Source organism: Rhodanobacter sp. MP1X3 (genome assembly GCF_014207165.1).
Classification (GTDB): domain Bacteria; phylum Pseudomonadota; class Gammaproteobacteria; order Xanthomonadales; family Rhodanobacteraceae; genus Rhodanobacter.
Map to the genome: position 1 here is coordinate 540,585 of NZ_JACHCO010000001.1, position 16,230 is coordinate 556,814.

Sequence of the window (16,230 nt, forward strand, 5' to 3'; positions counted from 1 at the left end):
ACCCCTTAGCGTTTTCTGGAAATCGACCGCTGGCCCCACCAGCAATGGGTCGATTCATTTGATTGCAGATACACCCCCAAAGGACACGCAATGCACCCTTCTATTGGCTATGTGCAACGAGAACGGAAAAATGACGGGTGCTGCGAAAAAAATCGCCCGAGCTTGGCAGTGGCAGCTACCGTGCGGAAACGATGACCCAGTAAGGGGTATACCGCTGGATTTCAATCGGCATGATGGATGCCAGAGAGTTGAGCGCCCGATCGGTATCGTCGAGAGGAAGCGCGGCGCTGACGCGCATGGAGGCTACTGCCGGGTCCACTCGGATAATGCCGCGACGATAGGGGCGCAGCGCATCGATGACATGGGTCAGTGGTTCGTCAAGCGCGACGTAGTAACCATTGACCCAGGCCATTGCACCATCCTGGGTTTTGCTCGGCGTCTCGATGGAGTGCGAAGTGAACATCGCACGCTCACCCGCATGCACCTGACAGGTAGCTCCTGAATGGGTCCGAATCTCCACCTTCGAACTCGCCACCGCGACCTCCGCTCCGTCTGGCAGCAGGCGAACCTGGAACTCGGTACCGAGCGCACGAACGCCGCCATAGAGGGTGTCAATGACAAAGGGCCGTTGTCCGTCATGCGCCACGTCGGCTATCAACATACCGGCCCGCAGCCGCACAAGACGTTCGTGACTATCAAAGGCAATGTCAGCCGCACTGCGTGCATTGAGGGTAATGAGTGACTGATCGGGTAACCGATAAGAATGGCGTTCCCCAGTGGCTGTGCGGAAGTCGGCACTGAGGTTCAGTCCCGAGGCTCCACGATGCACCAACCACCCGGCGCCGGCGGTCATACCGGCGAGCACGGCCATATTGCGAAGCAGCTTGCGTCGACTCGTGGATTTCTCGAGTTTCTGTAGAAGCGTATCGGTCTCGATACCCATTTGCCGTGGCACGTCGAAGTATTTGGCTGCTTGCATCAACTTTGATATCGCCTCGGCATGGCGAGGATCCGCACGTTGCCATGCGTCGTACCGCGCCCGATCACTATGGGTCAAATCGCCTTCTTCCAGTCGCAGCATCCATTCGACGGCTTGATTGAGGATAAAGTCCGATGACGATCGAGTGTGTGCGTTCATGTCGAGACGGCAGCAACACAGTGGCGCAGCCCTTTGGCAACGACGCGCCGTACCTGGCTGGGTGAGAGCCCGATCAGATCGCCGATTTCCTCGTAGCCAAGACGGTCCAGCTTATAAAGAAGAAACACACGTCGTTCTTTACATGACAGCCCGTCAAGAACCTTGTCGATCAACATCACCGCTTCCACGAGAAGGGCCTGCTCTTCCGCCGAATGACAAGTGTCTCGTCCCCGGAGTGCGAGCGCCTCCAGGCAGGCATGCTCAAGATCTCTTCTTCGCCAGATGCCGAACAGCACCCGCCGCGAAATCGTGGTGAGCAACGCGCGAGGTTCAATGATCGTCTCAGGATGGGGTAGTGCAACCACCTGGGCAAACGTCTCGGCGGTTACATCCTCGGCACCAAAGGCATCGCCCATGCGACGCTGCAGCGTACGGCGAAGCCACTGATAGTGCGCCAGGAAAATACGTTCGAGGATCTGGCTTCGCGTATCAAGAACAGTTGCGTTGTTGGTCATGTTTCTGCAGATCCGGGAGCAATTTCGAGCCAAATATCATTGACGACTGCTATCGGTGTGTATTCCACCGTCCCCACGATACAACCGGAAACACTCAGCAACTAGCCCCTAAATACCGAATAAGCCTTTGATATGCGGAGTATCCATTCCGCTTTACATCATCATCAATGTTCCGTGGCGGCGCTGCCGATGCGCCGGGGCCAGGATGCGTTTGTGCAGTGAGGCGCGGTGTTCAGTCGCCGGGGTATAGCGAAGTGCGTTGGCACTCATGTCCGACGGCGACTTCATATGGCCTTTGGTCATGGATGCAGCGAGTTCATGCATCGCCGGTTGTCATGGAGACCAAAGCCTGCTCCAACGACGCAGAACCAGCGGTGTGCCATCGCGACATCATCGAATCAGGTCGCGCAGTGTAAGTCGGGTGTCGTGTGGAGCCCCTTTCCGACTGAAGATCACGTCCAGTGTTGTGCCTGATGCACTGTTGCGTAGCGTCTTGCGCAGGTCGTACAGCTTGATGGCAGTGACCGGCTTGCCATCGACCGCGGTGATGATGTCACCGACGCGCAGGCTGGCGACCGCCGCGGGCGTCCCGTTGCCCACGTCGACGATCTCGAAACCCTGCGCGACCTGATTGATCCACATGCCGGAGCGATCGAACGTGTCCAGATCGTCGATCTTGCCTTCAATCGGTTTCAGATACATCAGCTGGTGGTCGTAGTCGAAAGTGACCACGAAGCGCTTGAGCACGCCGCCACCCACGTTATTGGGGAACGCATCGACACCGCCCGCGCCACCCTTGTCCAGGCTGAATTCGGTCAACGGAGAAGCAATCGTCAGACCATCGAGCTTCAGGTTGTTGCCATGGAACACGAAGCCACGTGTAGGGCCGCCGACACCCCAGCCGGTCAGCGCCTCGACACCGTTCTTCTCGCGTTCGCGCAGATGATTTTTCTCGGCGAACGGACGCGTCAACGACAGCGCGGTTCGCGCGCCGGTGTCGATACCGAAGCGGCCAGGAATGCCATCGTACGATCCCAGTACCTCGGGGAACTGATGGTAAAAGCGGAAGCGTACCGGCGTACCGGCGTCTTTCGGATCGAAGTGTTGCTTGTCGATAAAGGTGATCTGGTGTTTGCCGTAGTCAATGCGCGCGATGAAGCGCGCGAAGAATTCATAGCCGATCATGCCTTGCTCGTCGATGCCTTCGGCCGCGTTGGAAAACTGCAGAACGGTAACGGTTTGCCGAGTGAGCTTGGCGGCACCGACCGAGATCGACTCGACTCTTGCCAGGCCACTCTGGGCCACCTTGTCGCCGGCGCCGCCAGCGGTCTGGCTGCCTTGCGTTTTCACACCCAGCTTCTTCGCGGTTTCCGGCGTCAGGATGTCGTGGCCACCGGTGTCGACAATAAAGGTCAGCGGTTTGCTGCCATTGATCGATGCTTGGACATAGATGTGGTTGTTGACCAGTTGAAACTGCACCGTGGTTTCGCTGACATTGCCGGCTAACGAGCTATCGTGCAGCGCCGTCGCTGGTCTGGCGTAGGCGGCAAGGGTACGCGCAGGTTCAAAACGGGCGGACGTCAAGGTCATTGTCTGGCGGTTGGCCGTGCCGCTGCCGTCATCGATCACGAGGGTGTGTGCGATGGGAATGCCGTCGACATCGGCATAGTTGGTATAGAACGTGGTGATCGTCTGGAGGCTCTGTGACTCCACCGTCCTCGCCAACCGGTGGGTGCCGGCATCGAACCATGCATCGAAGGGTTTGCCATCTCGCGGCGTCACGGTGAGCACATCGAACGTTTCATGGTTCGTCGTCGTGCGTCCACCACTGCTGATGTGGGCGCCGCCGCGGTCGCTGCGCCACCACAGGTTGCTGTCGCGATAGGCCTCGTTGATCGCCAGTTGCAGCACATCGCCGCCGGCCTGGTCGGTCGATATACCAGAGGGTTCTTTTTCCCAGGCCCGCGTACCGTCAAAGCCGTTGGCACCGCTGCTCGGGCCGATCTGATAGCTGTCGACGAAAGCACCATGCTGAAAGTCGATCAGCGATGACGTTCTGCCGGTGAGGCCCTGGCCGACGTAAGCGAAGTGGCTGTCGAGGGTGATTTTCCCGCTCCAGGCATCGCCGCTCATCGCCGCACGGTTGGCGGCAAGAATGGTATTGACGTCACTGGCGGCGTGGGCGGGCGCGATACCCGCGATGCTGATGCCGACACTGAGAATGCTTGCGATGAAAATGTGGCGCATGAGATACCTGCAGCTGGCGAATGGAGGATCTGGTGCGTGCGCTCAGCCACTACCTGGCTGTCGGCGCCTGCTGACCATGCCGAAAGACTAGACGCGTGGTCCCGTCCCGTCTTGAATCCAGTTGACCGAACCCGGTCGAGCGGATGCTCTCTGGCGGCTGATCAGAGCATGGGGTTGGGTAACGGCAACCCCGTCTGACGCCAGTGGCTCGGCGCGAAGCCGGTAAGCGCCGCGACGGCCCGACTCATATGCGCCTGATCGGCAAAACCCAGTGATACGGCGATGTCGCAAAGCGGCTGCCGGGACTCGCAGATGCGCTGCACGGCAGCGCGTGTGCGCGAACGGGCGCGGAACGATTTTGGCGAGCTGCCGTACGCGCGCTGGAAGCCACGGCTGACCGATTCAGGCCGCAATCCGGTGTCTTCGGCCCACCGCCGCAACGACAAATGGACATCCAGCCGAAGTTGCTCGGCGAGCAAGTCGGGCCAGTCATGATGTTGCTGTTCCGACGCCTGCAGGGTTTCGACCAGCAATAGCCATGCATCCTGTGGTGAGCGTCGGGCCAGGCGCAGCAGTCGGTCGGGATCAGCCGCCCTTCCGAACAAGGCGACGCTGTCGTTGGTCGCCACCGGCAGGATCAGTACTTCGGCGCCGCGTCGTGAAAAACAGTCGAGATGGGACTCGTAAGCGCGATGGATCAGTACATCACCCGCAACCACCGTGCGGCGCCCCTCATCACCGGCTTCCGTGTAACCGCCGCTGAGCACCACGGTGGCAAATGCGCCATCGTGGCAATGTCGGTCAAGTCGCTGCAGGCGTCGTGGCACTGATGGCCGATGGGCGCTTTTGCAAATGACATCGAACAGAGAGGCATGCTTCATATTACGTCTTGATCGGGATGACAGCGCCTGCCGTATCGAGTTTGCGGTTACATCGTGCGAGAGCGATCGCGTCTGGGCATCGCATTCGTGCAACCGCGAGTGAGTCGTAATGGCAGCCTGTTCTGCTGAATTTGAACAAAAAAAGCGCCCTGACGGGCGCTTTTTCACTCGCGACAGATCGTAGCCCAATCAGCGTTTGCTGATCTGGAAATCCTGGTCGGCGACGGTCTTGCCATCCAGCGAGATCTCGACCTTGTACTTGCCTTCCGGCCACAGGTCTGGGTTCTGCACCTTGAAGGTGGTGATGGCCGGGCCATCAGTGGCGATTGACTGGGTGATGTTGCTCACCACGATGCCTTGGCCTTCCAGGTAGCTCCACTTGGCATTGAGCTTTGCACCGTTGCTGCTGCCTTCGGTGGCGACGCTGGCGTAGATGGTCTTGTCCGTTACCGCAAAACTGGTACTGGCCTTGGTCACCTGGCGCTCGCTATTGACGGCATCGCCCAGCGTCAGCTTGGAAAAGCTCAGCGGCGTGCTGGCCGCTGCAGAAGTGGTGGCGGGTGCAGCCGCAACGGTCGCGGCGTTGGCCGGCGCACTGGCAGCGGTGCTGCTGGTAGCCGGTGTCGCTGCTGGCTTTACGGCGGTGCTGGCGGCAGCAGGAGCCGTAGCTGCTGGAGCGGGTGCTGCCGTACTCGCCGCTGCGGGTGCTGGCGCGGGCGCTTCGCTTTTGCCGCAGGCGCTGAGCAGGAGCATGCTGGCGAATGTGGCGCTGAACAGCACGGCGGAACGCGGTGAAAGTGACATGGTGTGGCTCCAGGGTTGATAACGTGGTGGCTAGCGGGCCATGGTGACGGGCTCAGCGTTGCCAGTCCAGATGCTTTGATCCAATTCAAGAGATTAGCGGTGCCGATATGAAGCGCCGATTACCAGAGGGCCTTGGCACTACTGGCGGGCACTGCGTGAATTGGCTGGGTTCAGCGCCGTACTGCTGCGAAACGGATTGATGTCCAGGCCGCCGCGCCGGGTGTAGCGGGCGTAAACGCTGAGCTGTTCGGGGCTGCAGCGTGCCATCACGTCGACGTAGATGCGCTCCACGCACTGCTCGTGAAATTCGTTGTGATTGCGGAATGAGACCAGATAGCGCAGCAATCCGGCGTGATCGATCGGCGCGCCGCGGTAGGCAATCTGCACGCTGCCCCAGTCCGGCTGGCCGGTAACCGGGCAGTTGGAGCGCAGCAGGTGCGAGACTACGGCTTCCTCGATCGTGGTGGCGCCGACATCGATCTGCAAGAAGCCGGCCTCGGGTGGCCCGTAGTGATCGATGTCGATGGACTGGTCATCGAGCAGATGGCCGTCCAGATCGGCGAGCGTGTGCGCCGTGGTGCTGACGTCGCTGAGCCGTACTTCGATGCCGGACCCGGCAGCTTGAGACAGGTCACGTTTCAGCGTGGCGGTCAGTGTATCGACGTCGCTGACGCGCTCCTGCGCAAAACCGTTCAAGTACAGCTTGAACGACTTCGACTCGATGATGCTGGGCGAGGTGGCGGGTACGCGGAATTCGGCCATCGCCACCACCGGCTTGCCGCGCGCGTCGAGCCACGACAGTTCGTAGGCATTCCAGATATCGACGCCGTGGAAGGGCAGCGTGTCGCCGACGCCGATCTCTGCGCGCTTGCCGGCGCGCGGTATCGGAAACAGCAGGCTGGGATCGTAGCGGTCGGCGTAGACGGTGCTCTGGCCGAGCGGGGACTGTTCGGGTGTACTCATGCCACCCAGTTTAACGGCTTTGCCCGCGGCACCTGCGAACAGGGCCGCGGGTAAGTGCGTCGCTCAAGGGTTTACACGTTGACCATATGCATCGCCGCTTCGGCGTAGCGTGTACCGACGGCGGCATCCGGTGGGAACACCGCCTCGATCGCCTTCAGTTCGGCCGCGCCGAGCTTCACGTCGAGGGCACCGAGGTTTTCATCCAGGCGGCTGCGGTGCTTGGTGCCGGGGATCGCCACGACGTCGTCGCCTTGCGCCAGCACCCAGGCCAGCGCCAACTGCGCGGGCGTGCAGCCCTTGTCGCTCGCCAGCTTCTGCACCTGATCGACCAGCTCGAGGTTGTGCCTGAAGTTGTCGCCCTGGAAGCGCGGGCTGCCACGGCGGTAGTCGTCGGCCTCGAAGTCCTCAGGCGAACGAATCGCACCGGTGAGAAAGCCGCGACCAAGCGGCGAGTACGCCACCAGGCTGATGCCGAGCTTGCGGCAGGCGTCGAGCATGCCATTGGTCTGTGGGTCGCGCGTCCACAGCGAGAACTCACTTTGCAACGCGGCGATAGGGTGTACCGCATGCGCTCGCTCGATGGTCGCACCGGAGGCTTCGGACAGGCCGAGATAACGCACCTTGCCCGCACTGACGAGCTTGGCCATCGCGCCCACGGTATCCTCGATCGGTACGCTGGTGTCGACGCGGTGCTGGTAATAGAGGTCGATGGTTTCCACGCCCAGCCGCTTGAGGCTCCCTTCGCAGGCCTTGCGCACGTAGTCCGGGTGGCCGCTGACGCCACGCTTGGTCGGGTCGTTCGGGTCGCGCACGATGCCGAACTTGGTCGCGATAAAAGCATCTTCGCGACGGCCCTTGATCGCCTTGCCGACCAGTTCCTCGTTGAGGAACGGGCCATACATGTCGGCCGTGTCGAGCAGGGTAAGTCCACGGTCGAGCGCATGCTGGATGGTGGCGATCGACTCGATGTCATCGCGACCGCTGTAAAAGTCGCTCATGCCCATGCAGCCGAGGCCTAGGGCGGAAACCTGGGGCCCTGGCTGGCCGCCGATATTTTTGCCAAGCGTACGGTTTTGCATGGGATGTCCTTTATGCGAGGGAGGTGGGATGGGTTGATGTAGGTCGCACCGGAGCGGATAGCTGACCGAAATGGCGGCAGAGATGTATTGTCTCTAGTCGAGTATCTTGGATAAAGATGCTTAAATTGGTATGTCTATCCAATAAACATCAATAATGAGGCGCTGATGGATCGATTCGACACCATGCGCGTGTTCACCCGCATTGTGGATTTGCGCAGTTTTTCCCGCGCTGGCGACGCGTTGGGAATTCCTCGCGCGACAGTGAGTCACGCCTTGCGCCAACTGGAGGCGCGACTGGGCACGCAACTGCTGATCCGCACCACGCGCTGCGTGAAGCCCACGCCGGATGGTCAGGCCTACTACGCGCGCTGCGTGCGTCTGCTGGCGGATATGGAGGAAGCCGAGGCGGTGTTCAGTCACGTTGCGACGCAACCGCGCGGCTCGTTGCGGATTGATTTGCCCGGACGGCTCGGCAGTGCGGTGATTGTGCCGGCGCTGGCAGATTTTCGCGCGCGCTACCCGCAGCTCGAGCTCGACATCGGTGCCAGCGATCGTTATGTCGATCTGGTGCACGAAGGCGTCGACTGCGTGGTGCGTGGCGGCGAGCCGGCGGATTCGGGCTTGATCGCTCGGCGTCTTGCGGTGCTCTCGCAAGTGACATGCGTCAGTGCGGGTTACGCCGCAGAGCATGGTCTGCCACAAAGCATTGACGATCTGGCGGCGCATCGGGCCGTGGTCTGGCGCTCACCGACCAACGGACGCACGCAATCGCTGGATTTCATGGTCGATGGCGAGCTGCAAATTATTGACGTGTCCGGCGTGATCACCGTGAACTCCGGTGACATTTATGCGGCCAGTTGCCGTGCCGGGTTCGGCATGATTCAGATGCCACGCCACAACATAGCAGCGGATCTTGCTGCCGGCCATTTGTTGGAAGTACTGCCGCAGTATCCGCCACCGCCGATGCCGATTTCGGTGATGTATCCGGCGCAGCGACAGCTGTCGCCGCGCGTGCGTGTGTTCGTGGACTGGTTGGTCGAGCTGATGGCCGATCTGCATTGAAGGGTGCACGGGATCTATCCAGTGCACCCTTCAACACCACGCAGACAAGGCGTTCAATCGATGGCGATCACGCCGCGCCGCGGTGGCGCGCCGCCGCAGGTGGTGGCAGTGAGCGGCGCATGCATATCTGCCAGCACGGCGCGCTGCTCCGGCACCGGCGTGCGTAGTGCACGGTCCTCGAACGTCGCCAGCTTGGCAAACACTGGCAGGGCCAGCGTGCGTGCGACCAGGCCGGCGCAACGAGGCCACCGTTCGGCGTCGATGACGTAGCGCACGAAGCCGGCCACGCGGAAAAAGCTGGCAATGCTGATGTCGGCAATCGACAACTCGCCGAACGCGAAACCTTCCGCCGGCAGCTGCTTTTCAAGGTAGTCGAGCGCCGCGGGAATATCGATCTCGCGCGCCTGTTGCACCAGCACCGCATCGGTTTTCTCGCCGAAGATGTGCGGCTTCACGCCGAGCTGGAAAAAGAGCTTGGTCGTGATGGCTTCGCCCAACGCCACGTCGGCATACTCCTCCAGCCAGCGCGCCTGTGCGCGGGCAGTGATGTCCGCCGGATACAGCGGTATCTGCGGATAGCGGTCTTCCAGGTACTGACAGATCACGCTGGAGTCGTTGAGCAACAGATCGCCGTCGCATAGCACGGGGATGCGGCGTAGCGGGCTGAGCTGCGAGAACGCGTCATTGCCGACAAAGGGTGGGATCGGATCGATACGGTAGTCGATGCCCTTCAGCTCCAGAAACACCAGCACCTTGCGGACGTAGGGCGAGATATAGCTGCCGATGATGGTCAGTGGCTCGGACATGGCGGCACTTCGCAGAGAAAAGAAGGAGCGACAGCGTGGGCGGCGAATACTGGCGGCGTCAAGCGCGCGCTATTCACCCGGCCGTTGGTAGCGGTGGGATGGCCGTCGGCGAGCCGTTGGAATCCAGCGCAATCATCACGAACCGGCCGGTGGTACAAACCCGGCGGTCACCGCTGAGCGGGTCCTCGGCGGTCATTTCCACTTCCACCGTCATCGAGCTGCGGCCGACCTTGACCACCTTGGAAATCAGTTCGACCAGCTGGCCGCTGCGCACCGGCACGCGAAAGTTCACTTCCTCCGAACGCGCCGTCACCACCGTGCGCCGCGCATAGCGGGAGGCGACGATAAACGCGGCCTTGTCCATCCACGCCAGCGCCTGCCCGCCGAACAGCGTGCCAAGGTGGTTGGTGTGGTCAGGGAAAACCATTTCCATCAGACGGGCTTCGTTCGGAACAGTAGTCATGACATCTCAAGTCTGGATGGGGTGCGGACGGCGCATCGTGAGCCGCATGCGGTGATTGTAGTGGGTCGTAAAAGCAATCACTGGACCGCGGCATGGACCTTTGGCAGGGGAAGTCGCTGCGGTATCGCGCTAGCATCGGCCGATTAAACCGTGGGCGGCCGATCAACCGCTGTCATGCCGCAAAATTTTCCGTGGAGGTTGCATGCTGTCGATAGTCCGCAGGTCGTGCCGAGCTGGCGCAGTAATGATGGTGTTTGTATCGGCTGGGGTCACTGCAGAGAACCGAACGCTAACCGCCGCAGACTACGCCCAGGCTGAGCGCTTCATGAGCTACAACACGGCGCCGCTGGTCGATCACGCAGTGCAGAAGGTCAGCTGGTTGGACGATAGCCACTTCTGGTATCGCGACCACGACAGCACCGGCGATCACTTCGTGCAGATGGACACGGTCAGCGGTAAGGTCGCGCCGCTGTTCGATCAGGTGAAGCTGGCCGCGGCACTGAGCAAGGTCACCGGCAAGCCGGTCGACGCCAGCAAGCTTCCGGTCAGCGGATACGGCGTTGCGCCGGATGGCCGCCTTGATATCGCTGTCCAGGACACGCACTATTTTTGTGATTTGAAAAATGCCGGCGAATGTGTGGCCGGCAAGGGCGACGTGGCGTCAGGCAGGAATACGGGTAGCGAACCGGGCGTGCTGTCGCCGGACAAGAAGAGCGAGGCGTTTATCCGCCACTGGAACCTGTGGCTGCGCGACACCGCCAGCGGCAAGGAAGCACAGCTCACCACCGACGGTGTGGAAAACTTCGGCTACGCCACTGACAACGCTGGCTGGAAGCACACCGACAACGCGATCCTCGAGTGGTCACCCGATTCGAAACAGATCGCCACGTTCCAGCAGGACCAGCGCAAAACCGGCGACATGTATCTGGTGACCACCAATGTCGGTCATCCGAAGCTGCTGTCGTGGAAGTACCCGCTGGTCGGCGACGAGAACGTCACCATGATCGAGCGGGTTATCATCGACGTGTCCAGGAGGAAGGTTGTGCGCCTGCAAATGCCGCCGGACCAACATCGTTCCACTCTTTGCGACGATGTCAGCTGCGGCCCGGACGGTGGCTGGGACGACGTGAAGTGGGCGCCAGACGGCAAGACCCTGGCCTTCGTTTCCACCTCGCGCTACCACCAGCACGAATGGTTCCGCATCGCCGATGTGGCCACCGGCAAAGTACGCACGGTGTTCGAGGAAACCGCCAAGACTTACTACGAAAGCGGCATGGGCAAGGCCAACTGGGCGTACTTGCCAGCCACGCACGAAGCAGTGTGGTTCTCAGAGCGCAGCGACTGGGGCCAGCTGTACCTGTACGACCTGGACACCGGCAAACTCAAGCACGCCATCACCACGGGCGAAGGCAATGTCACCGAAATGCTCAAGGTCGACCCGGCCACGCGCACCCTCTGGTTCCGCGGTGTGGGCCGCACGCAGGGCGTCGATCCGTATTACGAACAGTTATGGAAAGTCAGCCTCGACGGCGGCCAGCCAATCCTGCTGACGCCGGAAGCGGCCGACCACACGGTCGACCTGTCGTCGGATAACAAGCTGTTCGTGGACGCCTGGTCCACACCGACCGAGCCGGCGGTGACAGTACTGCGCAGCGCGGAGGACGGCCATACCGTCGCCAGCATCGCCAAGGCGGATATCTCGCGACTGAAAGCCGCCGGCTGGGTGCCGCCGGTGCCGATCATCGTCAAGGCGCGTGATGGCAAGACGGATCTGTACGGCATGATGTTCAAGCCATCCCACTTCGATCCGTCGAAGAAGTATCCGGTGATCGACTACATCTACCCGGGTCCGCAAACCGGTTCGGTACGTGGGCGCAGCTTCCTTGCCAGTCACGGCGACAACCAGTCGCTGGCGGAGCTGGGTTTCATCGTGGTGGCCATCGACGGTATGGGTACGCCGTGGCGTTCCAAGTCCTTCCACGATACCTGGTTCGCCAACATGGGCGACAACACGCTGCCCGATCAGGTCGCCGGCCTCAAGGATCTGGGCAAGCGCTATCCCTGGATTGACCTGGATCGCGTGGGCATTTGGGGTCATTCCGGCGGCGGCAATGCATCCACCGACGCCATGTTCCGCTACCCGGATTTCTTCAAGGTCGCCTGGTCCGAAAGCGGCAACCACGACAACCGCAACTACGAGGACGACTGGGCTGAGAAGTACCAGGGCGAGTTGATCGTCGGCAAGGACGGCAAGGGCAATTACGACGACCAGGCCAACGAGAACCACGCCGCCAACCTCAAGGGTCATCTGATGCTGGTGCATGGCACGCTGGACGACAATGTGCCGCCTTACGAAAGCCTGCTGGTGACCGATGCGCTGATCAAGGCGAACAAGGACTTCGACTTGTTGCTGATCCCGAACGTACATCACGGTTACGGTGCCGCCACGCCATACGCGACCCGTCGGCGTTGGGATTATTTCGTGCGTTACCTGGCCGGTGACGCGCCGCCGAAGGAATACGCCTTGAAGCCGTGGCCATGGATGTGATCGGGTGATATTGGGATTCGCTTCGCTCATCACCAATCCATGAAACGGCTTCAATCGCGCAACGGTAGGTTGGTGATGAGCGAAGCGAATCCCAACACCAGGTATTCGTCAAAAATCAGGCTTGCCCGATAGCCCGAACCATCCATAAAAAACGGCGCCTGCAGGCGCCGTTTTTATTCAACGATCAAGCAGATGGATCGATCAGAACGTGTAACGCAAGGTCACCATCGCCGACCAGCGTGATACCACGCGACTTGGATCGTAGAAGCCGCCGTCGTAATAGCTGAGCTGTTGTGGCTGATAGTTGCCGCTCTTGTCGACGGGCAGGGTGTACACGTACTGGCCAGCCGCGTTGACGCCGCCGTAGCTGGCGAGAGTGCGGGTAGGGTAAAGGCCGGTGTATTTCACCAGACCCCAGTTCTTGTCGATCAGGTTGAGGAAGTTATAGACGTCCAAACGGATCTCTCCCTTGTTGCCGGGGAAGAGACCAGGCACTTCCTGCGAGAAGCTCATGTCCAGCTCGCTGATCCACGGTGAATGCGCGCCGTTGCGGTTGGCCACCTGGCCGCGGTGATCCTTGAGGTATTTGTCATTGGCGACAAAATCCTGGAACTGCTGGATCGCCTTGGCGCTGGTGCCGGCGGTATAGGCCACCTTGGGGTCGTTGGCATTCGGGATATAGACCGGATCCCACCCGGCGATGCCATCGCCGTTGGCGTCGTTGGCAAAGATCCAGGTGTAGGGATTGCCGGTACGGCCGCTATAAAACATCGACACCTGGGTGCGATAGTCGCCGAAGAAATTGTGCTGCCAGGTCAGCGAGGCTTTCAGACTCTTGGCGACGTTGTAATTGGAGGTGGCGCTTACGTTGTCATTCGGATTCAGGCGGGCCACACGCTGATAGCCGCTATAGGCAATCGTGTCGGCGCCCGGGTCGGCATCAGTGGCGTGATTGAAGGTGATACCGATGTTGCCGAAAACACTATCCGAGAACGGCTTGCTCAGTGATAGCGTGAGGCTGTCGGACTTGCCCTTGTGGGTATTGGTGAGCAGGGTGGATGCGGTGCTGAAAGCGCGATTCTGGTTGGCCAGTGCGTCTGTCGTGTTTGGCGCCTCCCCCGGTTTTTTCCAGAACTGCTGACGACCGTCCGGCAGCACGCCGGTGGGCGCGCCGAAGTTCACGACCTGATACAGGATGCCGTCGCGCACCTTGATATGTTCGTATTCAGCCGATGCGACCAGCCCCCACCACGGCAGTTCGCGATCCATCGCCAGGCTCATCTTCCACACCGTCGGCAAACTGAAGTTCTTCGCGACGGTGTCGATCGAGCCGGCACCGCCACCGGCGGGGATGTTCTGGTTGAACGGATCCGGGCTGAACGGTGCGAGGGCGGGATTGAATGTGGTGTACGAACGCAAGGTCACGCCGTTGTTCTGGAACGGGTTGGTCATCCAGACTGTCGGTGGCGCAGTCTGGAACAGGCCGACGCCGCCGCGCAGCTGGGTTTTGTAATCGCTCTCAAACGAATAGTTGAACGACAGGCGCGGCTCGACCACACGATTGCTCGAACCGACGGTGTAGTTGTTCGGATAGCCAAAGGCTTTTTCGAACGACGCGTTGTATTCCGGTCGGCCGCTGGAGTTGGGAATATCCACACGAACGCCATACTGCAGCGACAGCTGCGGGGTGACTTGCCAGGTGTCCTGCAGGAATGGGCTGTACTGGCTGTAGGTCCACTTGCCGGCGATGTCATCCAGCGTATAGCCCGGCGCCGGATGATAGAGCACGTACTTGTTGTAGTTGCCGGCCAGGAAGTTGTCGATGCCCCAGAAGTTGTACTGGCCGAACTCGGTCTGGCCGAACAGGTTGTTGATCTTGGTACGTGAAGCGTCGATACCACCCTTGATAGTGTGATCGTCGGCGTAATAGGTGCCGGCCAGGAAAACGGTGAGCTTCTTGGTATCGATGTGGTTGTAGTGGCGGAACTGCTCCTCGCCCAGGTTCACCGATGGGCCCTTGCCATCTGCCGACAGGTTGACGTTGACCGCGGGCTGTTGGAACGGTGCGGTCGTGTCCTGCACAAACTTCTGGTAGCCGACCTTGGCCTCGGTGGAGAAGTTGTCGGTCCAGTCGTCGAACACATGGGCGACGTAGTTTTCAGTGCTGATCGCCTTGGTGTAGGTGTAGCTGGTCAGGCCCACGCTATTGGCACTGTTGCCGCCGACGGCTGGCAGCTGCTCGTCGGTCTTCTGATAGGTGAAGCTGGCGCGGTGGTTGTTGCTGATGTTCCAGTCGATCTTGCCGAGGTAGCGCTTGTCATCGTATGCCAGTCCGGTGCTGCCGCCGAAACTACCTGGCGTGAGGCCGAGTTGCTTGGCTGCGTCGATCACTTTCTGCAGGTCGCCTGGCGATACCTTGTTGCTGGTCGACGCACCGTTGCCCAGCGATTCGTCCAGACCGTTGGCGGAGTCCGCGCCGATGCCAGTGGTTTTTTCGTGCTCGGCCGAGACGAAGAAGAACAGCTTGTCCTTGATGATCGGGCCTCCGAGGGTGAAACCGTAGGTCGAGTCCTTGTCGTAGCCGTTGTAGCCGTAGTTGGAATTATTGCTGGGCAACCAGCCGGCTTTGCTGACCAGTTTGTTGCCATTGCGATAGGCGTCATAGACCGAGCCGTGAAACTGGTTGGTGCCGGTCTTGGTCACCGCGTTGACGTCCGCGCCGACAGTGTCGGAGATCACATCGAAGTTGGCAGTGGAGATGTTGTATTCGGCGATCGTTTCCGGCGAGATCGGCGACTTCTGGTAAGGCAGACCGTTGGCATTGAGGCCGAACGGGTCGCCCTGGGTCACGCCGTCCACGGCGATATTGTTGTAGCGATTGTTCTGGCCTGCGGCGGAGATCGCGCCGGTACCCTGATCCGTGACGGTAATGCGCGGATCCAGGCGCGCCACATCGTCGATCGAACGATTGCCCTGCGGCGTGGCCTGCAACTGGCGTTGGGAGATATTCGTCGAAAGGCCCTTGTTGTCGGACGAGAACGTCTGCGCCAGCACCGATGCGTTGACGGTGACGGCGGCCAGATTACTGGCTGCCTCCGCGCCCGAGCTCATGCCCAGATTGATCGACGAAGGCTGGCCCAGCTGAAGATAGATATTGTTCTGTTCCGCCGTTGCCATGCCAGCCTTGCTGGCGGTGATTTCGAATGGACCGCCCACACGCAAACCCTGCGCGGTGTAGCGGCCATCGGCGTCGGTGGTCACTTGCTTGGTGGTACCCGAGGGCTGGTGAACGATGTCGACCGCGGCACCGGCGACGGGCTGGCCCTTGGCGTCCAGCACGCGTCCACTGACACCCGAGGTGGTGATGTTCTGCGCTGCGACAGGCGTCGTGGCCAGCAAGGCCGAAACGGCGATCGACAGCATGTTTCTGCGAATGGCGAAGGTCATCGAAAATCCTTTCGGTTACGTGGGCGATGGGAAATGTCGCTTGCGCAGACGCCTGTCCAGGCTGGATGCCTGGGGAAGCTTGCCTTGGAAGACTTTCCCTTATGATCGAAAATCCCTGCCGCGAGAGCGACAAGCATTGAACTATCGCAATATATTACGTAATTTTGATGACATGTTCACGCCGCGATTTCGCGGTTTCGCAAGAATGTACGCGTCGTTAATAGCCTGCCGGCTCGATGTCACGCCCGGCCAGACCCGTGGCGATGACGGATACTCC

At 60.6% G+C, this 16,230-nt stretch carries 12 protein-coding genes; 2 read left to right on the forward strand and 10 right to left on the reverse strand.

Annotated features, from left to right (window positions below; all coding sequences use genetic code 11):
- Window positions 1-175 precede the first annotated feature (175 nt).
- The 7 genes from HDE79_RS02160 to HDE79_RS02190 all read right to left on the reverse strand — a co-directional run bounded on the left by HDE79_RS02160 (window position 176) and on the right by HDE79_RS02190 (window position 7,627).
- Window positions 176-1,138 (reverse strand): FecR domain-containing protein, encoded by a 963-nt coding sequence (locus HDE79_RS02160; RefSeq protein ID WP_184600273.1) that lies wholly within the window; start codon window positions 1,136-1,138, stop codon window positions 176-178.
- Window positions 1,135-1,653, reverse strand: coding sequence for a sigma-70 family RNA polymerase sigma factor (locus HDE79_RS02165; protein ID WP_184600274.1), 519 nt, complete (start codon window positions 1,651-1,653; stop codon window positions 1,135-1,137). The genes HDE79_RS02160 and HDE79_RS02165 overlap by 4 nt, the downstream gene beginning before the upstream one ends.
- A gap of 390 nt (window positions 1,654-2,043) precedes the next feature.
- Window positions 2,044-3,900: an aspartyl protease family protein gene (locus HDE79_RS02170; protein ID WP_184600275.1), complete on the reverse strand. Its 1,857-nt coding sequence runs from the start codon at window positions 3,898-3,900 to the stop codon at window positions 2,044-2,046.
- Window positions 3,901-4,061: 161 nt separating this feature from the next.
- Window positions 4,062-4,781 carry a helix-turn-helix domain-containing protein gene (locus HDE79_RS02175; protein WP_184600276.1) on the reverse strand — a complete coding sequence of 240 codons (720 nt, stop codon included), beginning with the start codon at window positions 4,779-4,781 and terminating at the stop codon, window positions 4,062-4,064.
- Window positions 4,782-4,970: 189 nt separating this feature from the next.
- A complete protein-coding gene (locus HDE79_RS02180) occupies window positions 4,971-5,585 on the reverse strand; it encodes a hypothetical protein (protein ID WP_184600277.1) in 615 nt (204 codons plus the stop codon).
- A gap of 138 nt (window positions 5,586-5,723) precedes the next feature.
- On the reverse strand, window positions 5,724-6,548 hold the full coding sequence (queF, locus tag HDE79_RS02185) for an NADPH-dependent 7-cyano-7-deazaguanine reductase QueF (RefSeq protein ID WP_184600278.1): 825 nt from the start codon (window positions 6,546-6,548) through the stop codon (window positions 5,724-5,726).
- Between the two features lie 71 nt (window positions 6,549-6,619).
- Window positions 6,620-7,627 carry an aldo/keto reductase gene (locus tag HDE79_RS02190; protein ID WP_184600279.1) on the reverse strand — a complete coding sequence of 336 codons (1,008 nt, stop codon included), beginning with the start codon at window positions 7,625-7,627 and terminating at the stop codon, window positions 6,620-6,622.
- A gap of 165 nt (window positions 7,628-7,792) precedes the next feature.
- On the opposite strand from HDE79_RS02190, the gene HDE79_RS02195 reads away from it, so the two are divergent.
- The gene (locus HDE79_RS02195; RefSeq protein WP_184600280.1) at window positions 7,793-8,689 is read left to right on the forward strand and encodes a LysR family transcriptional regulator; all 897 of its coding nucleotides are present in this window, start codon (window positions 7,793-7,795) and stop codon (window positions 8,687-8,689) included.
- A gap of 53 nt (window positions 8,690-8,742) precedes the next feature.
- On the opposite strand, the gene HDE79_RS02200 is transcribed toward HDE79_RS02195, so the two are convergent.
- On the reverse strand, window positions 8,743-9,495 hold the full coding sequence (locus HDE79_RS02200; RefSeq protein ID WP_184600281.1) for a glutathione S-transferase family protein: 753 nt from the start codon (window positions 9,493-9,495) through the stop codon (window positions 8,743-8,745).
- A gap of 73 nt (window positions 9,496-9,568) precedes the next feature.
- Window positions 9,569-9,958 carry an acyl-CoA thioesterase gene (locus HDE79_RS02205; protein ID WP_184600282.1) on the reverse strand — a complete coding sequence of 130 codons (390 nt, stop codon included), beginning with the start codon at window positions 9,956-9,958 and terminating at the stop codon, window positions 9,569-9,571.
- A 247-nt stretch (window positions 9,959-10,205) separates the two neighbouring features.
- On the opposite strand from HDE79_RS02205, the gene HDE79_RS02210 reads away from it, so the two are divergent.
- Entirely contained in the window at window positions 10,206-12,506 is a 2,301-nt protein-coding gene (locus tag HDE79_RS02210; RefSeq protein WP_255488284.1) for a S9 family peptidase, read from the forward strand.
- 201 nt (window positions 12,507-12,707) lie between these two features.
- Here HDE79_RS02210 and HDE79_RS02215 read toward each other — a convergent pair whose 3' ends face one another.
- Window positions 12,708-15,953: a TonB-dependent receptor gene (locus HDE79_RS02215; RefSeq protein WP_184600284.1), complete on the reverse strand. Its 3,246-nt coding sequence runs from the start codon at window positions 15,951-15,953 to the stop codon at window positions 12,708-12,710.
- Between the last annotated feature and the right edge of the window lie 277 nt (window positions 15,954-16,230).